Genomic DNA, 13,223 nt, shown 5'->3' with positions numbered 1-13,223 from the left:
TTTTATTGGCGAATTTGACCATCACCAAAGACTACCCATTTTTGAGAAGTTAAGCCTTCTAAGCCCACAGGGCCACGAGTATGGATTTTGTCGGTTGAAATACCAATTTCAGCACCAAGGCCATATTCAAAACCATCGGCAAAACGAGTAGATGCATTGATCATGACTGAGCTTGAATCGACCGCAGCAAGGAACTGGCGCGCCAAGCTAAAGTTTTCAGTAATAATCGCATCGGTATGATGTGAACCATATTTATTAATATGTTCAATCGCTTCATCTATGCCTGAAACCACTTTAACCGCCAAAATTGGACCTAGATATTCGGTGTACCAGTCTTCTTCTGTGGCAGTTTTGACAGTCGTGCCTAAAATCTTTTGGGTTGCAGGGCAGCCGCGTAATTCGACTTGTTTCTCTGCATACAGTTCTGCAATGCGAGGTAGAAATTGCTCAGCAACTCGCTCATCGACCAACAAGGTTTCCATAGCATTACACACGCCATAACGGTGCGTTTTGGCATTCAGTGCAATTGGTAGCGCTTTTTGCAAGTCAGCCTGTGCTTCTACAAATACGTGACAGTTACCATCTAAATGTTTAATCACTGGTATACGTGCTTCATTGCTGATGCGTTCAATCAGACTTTTACCGCCACGTGGCACAATTACATCCACATATTCAGACATGGTAATCAGTTGCCCGACTGCAGCACGGTCTGAAGTGTTAATCACTTGCACCGAAGTTTCTGGCAAACCTGAAGCTTTTAAACCGTGTTGAATCGCAGTTGCAATGGCTTGATTGGATTCCAATGCTTCAGAACCACCACGTAAAATAATGGCATTGCCTGATTTTAAAGCCAAAGATGCAGCTTCAAGGGTCACGTTCGGACGTGATTCGTAAATCATGCCTACCACACCCAGTGGCACACGCATTTTGCCTAGTTGAATACCAGATGGGCGATAGGCCATATCGGTAATTTCACCAATAGGGTCCATTAAGCCAATCACATCTTTCAGGCCTTGTAACATACCTTTAAAACGTGCGGGGTTGAGTTCTAAGCGATCTAGCAGTGCGCTATCCAAGTTATTGTTACGACCTTTGGTCATATCAATTTGGTTGGCAGCTAAAATAGCAGACTCGCTATTTTCCAATGCCGTATAAATAGCCGATAACGCATTGTTTTTAGATTGGGTAGAAGCGCTTGCTAAGACACGAGAGGCTTGGCGTGCTTGTTGTCCTACCGTTTGCATATATTGTTCAATAGACTCTTGCATAGCGGTTTGATCACTTAGAAATTTCTATCTGATATTAACAGTCTGTGCCTGTACAATGAAGCATCTAGGCGGAAAATTGACTAAATTGTTCAATCTTTAAATATTTTGTAATCTATTCATCTTTAAAAGTAGATGAGCGGTCATGGAAATTGTTGCGTATAAAATCAGCACCTGTATAGAATGATGCGATAAGACAATGATGTCATTCACAACAATAAGCAGGATGCCACTTCGGTAAAGCTGGCAATCGTTCTATTACGAACACTTGCACAATAAAAATAAAATGCGCATGGAGGTAGGGAATATGAATTCCATGATCCAAATGGACACGGACGTACAGGACTCAGGGTCTCATGTCTGTTTTTTTGATATTTACGATAAACACAGTTTTAAACAACCCGCTCGCACCACTTGGATCAATGGCTGGAAAGTGGAATATATGGCGATTGCACAGCCTGAAACTGCCCATTTAACCCCTATTGTGATTGTTGGCGGGGCATTCCAGAATTTTAATTCTTATAAATACTGCGTAGAGCAATTATTTCGTGCTGGCCCGATTATTTTAATTGATATGCCTTCTATGGGGGCTAATCAGCAAATGACCAATGTTGAAACAGGTGAGTCTGCAGGAACGTTGGAACTGCATGACTTGGGGCACATGCTGGGTGACTGGTTGGATATAGTCGGTTTAGACAAAGTCTCGGTGATGGGCATGTCACTCGGTTCAGTGGTGGCGTCCTGTTTGGCAGATCAGCGCCCTGAATTGATTGACCGCATGATTTTAATGGGGGTGATGCAAAAGACCCGTAAAAGTTGGCGTATGTTGCTTGAAGAATCGCTGCATTTAATGAAAGAACAGCGCATGGATGAGTTTGGTCAGGCGGTGATTTTGTACTTGGTGAATCATGCCAAAATGGAACAAACCCGTATGTCGCCTACCGCAAAGCGTCTGTTTTACCGACAAATGGCAGATTTTACTGCCACTGAGCAAGATCGCTACGATGTGAACTGCAACCGTTTATTGCGCTTGACTGATGTGCCTATCCCTCAATGTAAAGTGCTGGTGGCATGTGGGCAATATGACAGTTTTACCTTGCCACATGAAAATGCCAACTTTGCCTTACAGTGCCCAAATATGGAATTTGCCATGATTGCCAATGCAGATCATGTGCCGCAATTACAACGTCGCAAAGAAACCATGAATTTATTTGCGACTTTTTTAAGGGATGAGCCTATACAGGAATTAGAGGGTATTATTCCCATGACACGTGCGCAGCTTCTGACTATGGAGCGTCGTGGTGAGGCTCGCATTGCTATACAGAACCCGCATAGTCATTTGCAGCATCGTCATTCTGATTTGAATGTTGCCACGCACATTGTCGATTTAAACTTCTTTGGTGTGTTACTTGATTTTGAAAATCCAACGTTGGCTGCACAGGCAGCACAATTTGAACGGGATATGGCCTTGCAGCTACAAGATGAAGAAGGCAGCTTTAGTATAGAATGCTTGATTTTTGAAAGTGAAGGGTCGCAACTGCGTGCATTGTTTAAGCATGGTAGTTTTGATGTAGCAGAGCGTTTGTTGCGTTATGTAGCGCGTCAAAAAGCACTTGCCCAAAATTTAGAATATGCCTGCTAGGGATGTTGTGAGTTCATAGAGCTGAAATTACTTGAATAAGAAAGAATGAAAATAGCGTGCTAAGCCACGCTATTTTTTTTGTAGGCATGAATCATCCAGACTAGATCGCCCAAATGTTCTTCATTTGAGTTATCTAGCGGGGCGCTGGAAAAATATAACTGTGGCTGTTGTACCTTGACTTGCTCAAAACCTGCACTTTGAAAAAACTGTGACAATTGCTGTGGAGATTGAAAATGGAAAGTGAAGGCACTGCGTGACATAAATTTCAGTAAGCGACTCGAACTCCAAATAAAACTGGCCAATTTGTTCTTAACGGGTTCAGGGTAAATGTCAGTTAAATAATGCAGTTCTGGGAAGTCTTGGGTGTAGTTACACATGCCTTGTAATAGCTGTTGCAGCATGTCTAAGTTAAAGTAGTTAATCAAGCCTTCACTAATAATGACCAACGGCTGCGAGTGGTCAAAATTTTCAAAAATATCTTGGAAAGATTCACTGAAAATGTCACCTGTGAGCACTTCAGGCACATCGGGATTAATTTGTTGCAAAGCTTGAGTCTTAATTTTTGCCATATCTGGCAAATCTAATTCACGGTAATTCAATTCAGGAAATTTTTGTCGGAAGTTCCAACTGCGTGGCGACAGTCCAGACGCAATTTCGAGTACTTGTAGTTGCGGATATTGCTGAATCAGTTGGCTCAAATGTGCATCAATCATTTGGTGACGTTGTTTGAGTGTGCTGCGCATACTTCCGCCCACATGACGTTCTGCCCAGTTTTCTAGAGGATGCACCAATTTGGCTAAAAACTTGCCTTTTCGGGTTGCAAATACGGGGTGTGATATGCCCATTTGATACCAGATATAACCCGTGTAATGTGCAGTAAAAGAAATATGGCGATGCTTAGATAGCGGTGGTGCTACAGGGGAAGTATCTGAACTCTGCGAGTGATCTTCTTGGGAAATTACGGTTCTTGTCATACGAATTTGGACCTTAGTTTTTTATATGGTGGTCATGTGGTTTCACAGCTATTTAGAAATAAACTCAGGTCAAAATCCTGAATGTAAGCCATGCTGAAAATATGAGAAATTTTATCATAATCAAAAAGAGACACGCTGTCGTGTCTCTTTATCGTAAAAGTAATACTCAGATTCTCAAATGAAGTGCAGGTTGAGTTTGGTTTAACTGCACTATTTGTACTGCTTATCTAAATTGTATAAGCGGTTGGGTCTCGACTGGCTTGCGCTGCCAATAAGGCTGCGCTTTGTTCTTTAAAGGTTAAGATGCGATCACGCACTGTACGCCATTCATCACCCAAGTCGAGGGTTTCACGCAACTCAACTGTGTTTAGGGCAGGAATTTTGCCACGCATACGTTCCAATCGAGCTTGATTAGGCAAAGGAAAATCCGTAATCGCATTTAAAGCCAGTTGTTGCGCTGCACGGTTGTTGCAGACCAAGCCCATATCACAGCCTGCAGCTAAGGCTGCACGCAAACGGGCATCGGCATCGCCTGCAACACAGGCTGCTTGCATGCTTAAATCATCTGAAAAGAGTACGCCATCGTAACCCATATCTTGACGCAAGACTTGTTGTAACCAAAATTCAGAAAAACCAGCAGGGTTTGGGTCGACTTGATCATAAATCACATGTGCAGGCATTAAGGCATCTAGCTGATTTTGCAACTGGATAAAGGTTTGCAGGTCATGCCGCTGAATTTCTGCAAAGGTACGTGAATCGATGGCGGCTGCCACGTGAGAATCCGCTTTAACCGAACCATGTCCAGGAAAGTGCTTGCCTGTGGTAGCCATACCTGCGCGGTGCATTCCGCGTAAAAAGGCATCTGCCAAAGCAATAATGTCGGCAGGTTGTTGAGCAAAAGCACGATCTCCAATCACATCGCTGATGTCATTTAAATCCAAGACGGGTGCAAAACTAAAATCAATACCTACAGCCAGCACCTCGGTGGCCATTAACCAGCCACACTCTTCGGCAAGTTTCAGCGCACGTTCTGGTTCAGTCTGGTACAGTTCACCAAATCTACCCATAGCAGGCAATAAGGTAAAACCTTGTTTCAAGCGTTGAACTCTGCCACCTTCCTGATCCACTGCAATTAAAATATCTGGACGGACTTGGCGCATGTGATCGGTTAAGGCACGAACTTGAGCAGGTGACTGGATATTTCGGGCAAATAAAATTACGCCACCGACTTGCGGAGCGCGTAATAGTTCAATATCTTCTTGGGTAAGCTCTGTACCTGCAATGTCGAGCATCAATGCGCCAATCATAGTGGGTGTCCGTATTCGATTTTTATCAATAAAAAAACAATACCCGAATTCTGCAATGATTTGCTACATTTTGACAGTACAGATTATGATAAAACTACACGACAGAACCTAATTAAGTTATATAAGATTTTGAATCTGCTCGATTCGCATTGAAAAGCAGAGATTGGTCAAAAACCAAGGACGTAAATATTTTTATGAAACTTCAAACCATCGCTTGTGCGGTTGCTATTGCAACTGGCGGTTTTTTCTTTTCTCACGCCATTAATGAAGCGATTGCAGCCAATAACACCGCTGCAGTGGCCAACAGTATTGTGCCGACGCAGGAACAAGCTTTGGTTTCGCGTCAATTGGCGACCTTGGTCGATCGTCAGCATTATTTAAATCAGCGTTTGGATGCGTCTACATCTCAGCGTATTTTTGATTTTTATATCGACAGTCTAGACCCAGACCACACCTTGTTTTTGGCAAAGGAAGTTGAACAGTACCGTAAACAGTATGCGGCAACTTTTGGTGCGTCCTTAAAAGCGGGTAATTTGGCTGGGCCGTATCAAATTCATACGCAGTACCGTGAGCGTTTAAAACAGTTTTATAATTTCATGTTGGCAGAGCTGAAAAAACCACAAAATTTAAAACAGCCGAATGTCAGTATTGAAACAGATCGTGAAAAAGCACCGTTCTTTAAAACAGAAGCAGAAATGCGTGCGCACTGGCAAAAAATGCTGGTATCTCAGCTGATTAACCTCACCATCAGCAAAGAAGAAGAACTGGCCAAACAAAAAGCCATTAAAGACAATCCTGAATTGACCAATGGGCAAGATTTGGCTAGCCCTGAAGATTTGACCCCAGTGCAAACGCTAACCAAACGTTATACACGTCAGTTAGAGCGCATGAATCGTTTAAAGAGTGATGATGTACTGGACAAAACTTTAAATGCGATGATGCTGACTTACGATCCGCACAGTAACTACTTCCCACCAGTCGATGCGATGGAGCTAAACCGTCAAACGACTTTACAGTTGGAAGGGATTGGGGTGTCGATTCGTCCTGAACGAGGCAATGAAGATTACACCAAAATTGAAACCATTGTTGAGGGTGGCCCTGCCAGTAAAACAGGACAGGTGAAATCGGGTGACCGCATTATTGGTGTGGCGCAAGATGGCGAAAAAATGGTGGATGTGGTCGGTTGGCCAAGTAATGAAATTGTCGGTTTGATTCGTGGTAAACGTGGCACTAAAGTGACCGTGCGTTTACTTGGGGCTGGTGCTGCCATGAATCAGGCACGTAATGTGACCATTGTGCGTGATGTAATTCAGGAAGAGGATGCAGGAGTTCGTTCGCGTACTATTGACATCCAACGTGATGGTCAAACTTATACTTACGGTGTGATTGAAATTCCATCTTTCTATTTGAACTATCGTGCACGCCGTGCGGGTAATGAATATCGCTCAGTTTCTGAAGATACCAACAATGCACTGAAAACGCTGGCTGCAAAAAATGTGGCAGGCATTATTGTAGATTTGCGCAATAACCCAGGCGGCTCACTTGAAGAAGTGGCACGTATGCTCGGGCAAGTGATTAAGTCAGGCCCTGTGGTGCAAATTCGTGATGGCAATGGCAATGTCAGCGTGTTTGAAGATGACGATGGCGGTGCACAGACTTATGCAGGCCCATTGGCGGTGATGATTAACTTAGCTTCAGCCTCTGCTAGTGAAATTTATTCTGCCGCTATTCAGGATTACCAGCGCGGGATTGTGATTGGCAGCACCACCACGGGTAAAGGCACGGCACAAGTGCAACTAGACACTTTAGCTTATGGGCAAGCGACTTTAACACAGCGTAAATTCTACCGAATTACAGGTGGCAGTACCCAAAATAAAGGGGTGATTCCAGACATTAAACTGGTGGATATTTACAATGAAGAGTTTGGTGAGCGTAAAGCTAAAAATGCATTGAAATGGGATACCATTCCAACTGCACCATTTAAGCGTGAAGGCTCAGTACAGCCTTATATCAGCAAATTAAGTCAATTGTCACAGCAACGTGTCACGCTAGATCCACAATTTAAATATTTGGAACAGCGTAAGCAAATTGCGAAGCAAGCTGAAGAACGTAAAAGTATTGTCTTAGATATTGAACAGCGCAGAGCCGAGTTAATGGCACTAGAGCAGCAAACTTTGACTGCTGAAAACAAGCGTCGTCAGGAAACAGGACTCAAACCATTTGCAAACTGGGAAAGCTATCAGGCTTCTATTGATGCCTTGGCAGAAGCACGTGCAAAAATGAAAGCAGCACAGCGTCCAGCGTTGCCTGAAGAAGAAGCATTTGTTGTTGAGGCGGCACATGTTTTACAAGACTATGCCATGTTGCAAACAGGCGCCCAAAAAGCAGATTAAACTTGTATTAATCTAAGCGTGTTTTAAAGAAAACCAGCCCATGATTGATGATGTGCTGGTTTTTTTATGCATGTTGCAAAAGCAATGGCTGTCTGGTTTTAAGTACGTTTTAAACTGATATCAGCGCTTAAATTTAATGAGGCAAAGCTAAGTTTTATATTTATTGTAACTTTGTCTATTGACCAGAAACAAGTTGTATTAGACTCTAGCGATAATGTTTTGTTTTTATGTAATTCAAGAAGTAAATAAAGTAGTTTTAATGTTTTTTTTGTTAAGCAGAGAGCATGGGATTGAGTCAGGTAAAAACAATAAATGATGATCGAAACGGAAGCCTATAATGGTTCATGTGCACTATGATCTGAGCCTTGTAATAGGTTCAATAGCAATCTCAATTTTAGCCTGCTATTTTGCAGTGTCTATTGAGCAGTTGTTATTTCAGAATGTGCAACAAAAAAATAAAACGATTGCTTTATTTATTAGTGGTGTGCTTTTAGGTGCAGCCGTGTGGTGTATGCACTTTGTGGGTATGCTGGCCTGCCATTTTCCTGCGCCGTATCAATTTAATCTGAGTTTTACCGCACTTTCCTTTTTCATTGCTTTTCTTGCCTCTACTTTTGCAGTCTGGCTCACCACCAAATCGACTTTACCTTTACCACGCTTAATTCTGAGTGGCCTGTTGATGGGCTTAGGAATTGCGGGTATGCATTACACGGGAATGATGGGTGTGGTCGTAGAAGGCTATCGTAGTCATTATGACCCGACGATTGTGCTGCTTTCAATTTTGGTCGCCATCATTGGTGCTATTGTCACCTTCTGGTTAATGTTCAGAGCAAAATGCAGGATTAGACGTCAGGCACATTATAAAATTTTAATTGCGGTATTAATGAGTCTGAGCATTGTGGCCATGCACTATATTGGCATGGAAGCATTGCATTTTCACTCTACAGAAAACTTACCCAAGTTAAGACCTGATCAATTGGAGCAAAATCAAGCACTTTTGCTGGTTTTGACCATTACAGGGCTAATTTTTGCAGCAGCCTTGGGTGTGGCGATGCTAGAACAGCGTTTAGAAGAGCAAAGCCGTAAATTATCTATCGCAAATCGTGAACTAGCCAATCAGGCGGTTAAAGATAACCTAACTAAACTGCCAAATCGTTTGTATTTGGCTGAATATGCACAATTACTTTTTTCTGAGCATCGTCAAAAAGGTAGCAAAGTTGCATTTTTATACATTGATTTAGACCGTTTTAAAGCTGTGAATGATGTATTTGGGCATCATGTAGGTGATCAGTTATTAATTCAATTGTCCAAGCGTGTGCAAACTCGTTTGAGTGACAAAACACAATTGCTCAGAATTGGCGGTGATGAATTTTTATTGGTGATTGAGCATACCGATATTGCAGAAGCGACCTTAATTTCAGAACAGGTTTTGGAACTGATCCAACAAAGTTTCTTAATCGCGGGCAAGGAAATTAATATTTCAGGCAGTATTGGGATTGCGATGTTCCCAGAACATGGCAGCAACTTGCAAGATATTTTAATGAATGCCGATGCAGCCATGCTGACATCGAAATATCAGGGACGAAATACCAGTTCGGTATTTAGTTATGATTTGGAGTTACTAGAAGCCAAAAGCCAAAGTAAATTAATCAATGATTTATATAAAGCCGTAGAACAACAACAATTTACCTTGTTTTATCAACCTAAATTTACGGCAGTGGAACACAAAAATTGTGGGGTTGAGGCATTAATTCGCTGGTATCATCCTGTGCATGGTTTATTGACGCCCAATATGTTTATTAAAGGGGCTGAAAAAACAGGTCTAATTATTCAAATAGGTTATTGGACGCTTGAAGAAGCATTTAAACAAATTCAGGCTTGGGAAAAGGCGGGAATATCTTTATTTCCAGTGGCTGTGAACTTGTCGGCAGTGCAGTTTGAGCATAAGCATCTGTTTTCAAACTTAGAAAATTTATTTAAGCGCTATAATATTCAACCGCAGCATCTTATGATTGAAGTGACTGAAACGACTGCGATGCATCATATTGAGTCGAGTATTCGTAGTTTTGAACGTTTACGTCAAATGGGTATTCAATTGGCGATTGATGATTTTGGTACAGGCCATTCCAGCTTTTTGTATTTGAAAAAACTGCCTGTGGATGAACTTAAAATTGATCGTGCATTCATTCACGATTTAACCTTAAACAGCAAAGAAGAAGTTATCTTAGAAAGTATTATTCAATTGGCCATTAAATTAGGCCTAACAGTGACAGCAGAAGGGGTTGAAAATCAGCAACAGGCTGAAATTTTAACCCGTTTGGGGTGTCAGCAATTACAAGGCTATTGGCTCGGTATGCCCATGGATGTCGAGCGTTTAGAGAGCGTATTTACTTATCCTGCTTAAAGATTGAAAACTTTTTTAATTTTAAAAATTAACAGCTTACGCTTTATACATTTTATTTTTCAAAAGCTACGACACAACCTGTCCAACTTGGGTGAGATACTCACAGTGTGGTTGAGCATGGCAGAGCAAAAGGCTTGCTAAGAACAAGCATATGATCAGCCCATTTATATAATGAATATTACTTTGGGAATAATAACAATGCCATTTTTAATTAAGCATATTGATCAAATTGCACGAGAAAAACAACGCGATGTTTTGTATGTAGATTTTGATCGAGAATTATATCCTGATTACGATTATAAAAATTGGCAGATACGCCAAGATTTAATCAATTGGCTTGATGAGCAGGATATTTCTTATCAGTTCTGTGCGGGAATGGCGAGTGAATATAGTTTTGAGTCATATCACGGACAGCTGTATTTAGATGTGATTTATGATGAAAACGACCCTGTCTATCAGCGATTAAGTCGGCATTTGGAAGACGAGCAGGGAAAACCTAAGATTAAAGGTGTGCTTTTCTTTTATTGTCCTTTGGACATGGCCATGCAGAATAAACATCACGATGAGCCAGGTTTTTGGGAAAACTGAAGCAATCTTTTTTATAGTTCCTAATAATTCAGGTGATGCGATGCAATCTAAGCACATACGTACAGCATTATTGAATCTGCTCAAACAAAATGAGCTGTCAACACATGACCAACAGCAGTTACTTGAATATGAAGACACTTGGCAGGGTCGCGCTGTACATGAACCGAGTATAAAAATGCTGTTGGCGCAACATCCTGCTATTGGTTTGGATACACAACGTGCGCTTTTGGCAGAAAATAATGTGGTCAGACGTTTTCTGGCTAAAAACGTTTCTATTTGTGAGGAAATTCAACTTCAGCTAGTGCATGATCAGGCTATTGTTTTGGTGGGTAATCAAAACTTAACAGCTAAAGTGCAAATGGCTTTACTTCAGCAATTTCCAGTTCATTTGGAGCGCTCGAATCGCTATTTATGGAATATCCTCTTAGATCATCCTAATGTTTCAGCGCAAGCTCAACACAAAATCATGCAGGAAATGAGAGAGGAGCATATCCGAAGAAAAGCCAATCCTGAGACAGAAGTTTCAGCACAATACGGCTTTACAGTCCCTGATTTCATTGATCGAACAGCGTATATGACCACAGCGCAGCAGTTTTCTTTGTATCGCAGCGGGCATAGAAAGCAACTTTGTAAGTTGGCACGATGTTCAAATTTAATGGAAAAGTTGCAATACAAGTTACTTGAGGTCAATGACGCGCTGATTGTTTCATTCCTTGCCGATAATCGATTTATCTGTGATGACATCAAAACGCAGATATTTGAGTCACGAAGTGCTTATATCTAAGATTTTACAATCAGACACCGACTTAAAAGAATAATCTGTCTCTGTTTGCATTTGAGAAAGACAAGGTAGAAATAAGAGCACAGTGTTTTGCTGCCCAGTAACTTGTGAAGACAAAAAGCATAAATCTGCTACAATATCGCCAATTTTTCATATTGATCATTTTGGTCTTATACACTGCGATTCTGCAGTAGGTGTCTTGCATGAGTTTTAAAGATGAGTTAGCGGCGCAGGTCGCACAGCGACGTACTTTCGCGATTATTTCCCACCCCGATGCTGGTAAAACCACCATGACAGAAAAACTGCTGTTATGGGGACAGGCCATTCAGGTTGCAGGGATGGTGAAAAGCCGTAAGTCTGACCGTGGTGCTACATCTGACTGGATGGAAATGGAAAAAGAGCGTGGAATTTCCATTACCACCTCGGTGATGCAATTCCCATATAAAGACAAAATGATTAACCTGCTCGACACCCCAGGGCACGAAGATTTCTCTGAAGATACTTACCGTACTTTAACGGCTGTGGATTCAGCCTTGATGGTAATTGATGGTGCAAAAGGGGTCGAAGACCGAACCATCAAATTGATGGATGTGTGTCGTATGCGTGACACCCCCATTATTTCATTTGTGAACAAAATGGACCGTGAAATTCGTGAGCCATTGGAATTGTTAGATGAAATTGAAAACGTCTTAAAAATTAAATGTGTTCCAATTACTTGGCCTTTGGGTACGGGGCGTGATTTTGCCGGTGTATTTAACCTGATTGAAGAAAAATTTTATGTTTACAAATCAGGCTTTGGTTCAACCATTACTGAAATTGAAATTCGCGATGGTTATAACCATGCAGATTTACGTGAAAAAGTAGGTGAGTTGGCTTGGGCAGCATTTGAAGAGTCACTGGAACTGGTGCAAATGGCGAATGAGCCATTAGACCGTGAAGAATTCTTGGCGGGCCGTCAAACTCCAGTGTTATTTGGTACCGCATTGGGCAATTTTGGGGTAGATCACGTCCTGAATGCGTTTAGTGAATATGCACCACCACCGAAGGCACATCCGACACAAGACCGTATTGTTGAAGCCAATGAAGAAGGCTTTAGTGGCTTTGTATTTAAGATTCAGGCCAATATGGACCCTAAACACCGTGACCGTATTGCATTCATGCGAATTTGTTCGGGTAAGTATGAAAAAGGCTTGAAAATGAAACATGTACGCATAGATAAAGATGTGCGTATTAGTGATGCCTTAACCTTCTTAGCAGGTGACCGCCAGCATTTAGAAGAAGCATGGCCAGGTGATATTATTGGTTTGCATAACCACGGTACCATTCAAATTGGTGATACATTCACTTCAGGTGAAAAGCTACAATTTACAGGTATTCCACACTTCGCGCCTGAAATGTTCCGTCGTGTACGTTTGAAAGATCCTTTAAAATCTAAACAGCTACAAAAAGGCTTGAAAGAGCTTTCAGAAGAAGGTGCAACACAGGTCTTTATGCCACAAAACAGCAATGACTTGATTGTTGGCGCTGTGGGTGTCTTGCAGTTTGAAGTGGTGGCGTATCGCCTGAAAGAAGAATATAAAGTCGATTGTATGTATGAGCCAGTCAGCATCAATACCGTGCGTTGGGTGTCTTGTGCAGATGAGAAAAAATTTAACGAGTTTAAGAAAAAAGCCCACGACCAATTGTCGGTCGATGGTGGTGGTCACTTAACTTATCTCGCACCTAGCCGCGTGAATTTACAGTTAATGCAAGAGCGTTATCCTGATATTGAGTTTAGAAATACGCGTGAGCACTAAGTTCAAGCTTTCAAAAATAAAACAGCTTCATCACGAAGCTGTTTTATTATGGCTGGTGATTATTTTTAGATAA

Annotated in this window: 9 protein-coding genes; 6 read left to right on the top strand and 3 right to left on the bottom strand. The window is 41.7% G+C overall.

Annotated elements, in window-relative coordinates:
* Window positions 1–2 precede the first annotated feature (2 nt).
* Entirely contained in the window at window positions 3–1,268 is a 1,266-nt protein-coding gene (locus HHA43_RS01295) for a glutamate-5-semialdehyde dehydrogenase (protein ID WP_168459999.1), read from the bottom strand.
* A 304-nt stretch (window positions 1,269–1,572) separates the two neighbouring features.
* Between HHA43_RS01295 and HHA43_RS01290 the strand changes: the two genes are divergently transcribed.
* Window positions 1,573–2,907 carry an alpha/beta fold hydrolase gene (locus tag HHA43_RS01290; RefSeq protein ID WP_168460000.1) on the top strand — a complete coding sequence of 445 codons (1,335 nt, stop codon included), beginning with the start codon at window positions 1,573–1,575 and terminating at the stop codon, window positions 2,905–2,907.
* 59 nt (window positions 2,908–2,966) lie between these two features.
* On the opposite strand, the gene HHA43_RS01285 is transcribed toward HHA43_RS01290, so the two are convergent.
* Window positions 2,967–3,881: a class I SAM-dependent methyltransferase gene (locus tag HHA43_RS01285; protein WP_168525630.1), complete on the bottom strand. Its 915-nt coding sequence runs from the start codon at window positions 3,879–3,881 to the stop codon at window positions 2,967–2,969.
* A 227-nt stretch (window positions 3,882–4,108) separates the two neighbouring features.
* A complete protein-coding gene (gene nagZ / locus HHA43_RS01280) occupies window positions 4,109–5,188 on the bottom strand; it encodes a beta-N-acetylhexosaminidase (protein WP_168541500.1) in 1,080 nt (359 codons plus the stop codon).
* A 194-nt stretch (window positions 5,189–5,382) separates the two neighbouring features.
* Here nagZ and HHA43_RS01275 point away from each other — a divergent pair, with 194 nt between their 5' ends.
* From HHA43_RS01275 to HHA43_RS01255, 5 genes are all read left to right on the top strand, one after another.
* On the top strand, window positions 5,383–7,581 hold the full coding sequence (locus tag HHA43_RS01275; RefSeq protein ID WP_168541498.1) for a carboxy terminal-processing peptidase: 2,199 nt from the start codon (window positions 5,383–5,385) through the stop codon (window positions 7,579–7,581).
* Between the two features lie 337 nt (window positions 7,582–7,918).
* On the top strand, window positions 7,919–9,985 hold the full coding sequence (locus tag HHA43_RS01270; RefSeq protein ID WP_168460005.1) for a putative bifunctional diguanylate cyclase/phosphodiesterase: 2,067 nt from the start codon (window positions 7,919–7,921) through the stop codon (window positions 9,983–9,985).
* A gap of 198 nt (window positions 9,986–10,183) precedes the next feature.
* A complete protein-coding gene (locus HHA43_RS01265; RefSeq protein WP_168417908.1) occupies window positions 10,184–10,573 on the top strand; it encodes a hypothetical protein in 390 nt (129 codons plus the stop codon).
* 40 nt (window positions 10,574–10,613) lie between these two features.
* Window positions 10,614–11,357 (top strand): hypothetical protein, encoded by a 744-nt coding sequence (locus HHA43_RS01260; RefSeq protein ID WP_168541496.1) that lies wholly within the window; start codon window positions 10,614–10,616, stop codon window positions 11,355–11,357.
* A gap of 200 nt (window positions 11,358–11,557) precedes the next feature.
* Window positions 11,558–13,150, top strand: coding sequence for a peptide chain release factor 3 (locus HHA43_RS01255; protein ID WP_168417910.1), 1,593 nt, complete (start codon window positions 11,558–11,560; stop codon window positions 13,148–13,150).
* Window positions 13,151–13,223 lie beyond the last annotated feature (73 nt).

Origin of the sequence: Acinetobacter sp. A2 (genome assembly GCF_012371325.1) — a bacterium.
Classification (GTDB): domain Bacteria; phylum Pseudomonadota; class Gammaproteobacteria; order Pseudomonadales; family Moraxellaceae; genus Acinetobacter.
Note: the sequence above shows the minus strand (reverse complement) of the source record. Positions and strands in the feature narration are given on the sequence as shown.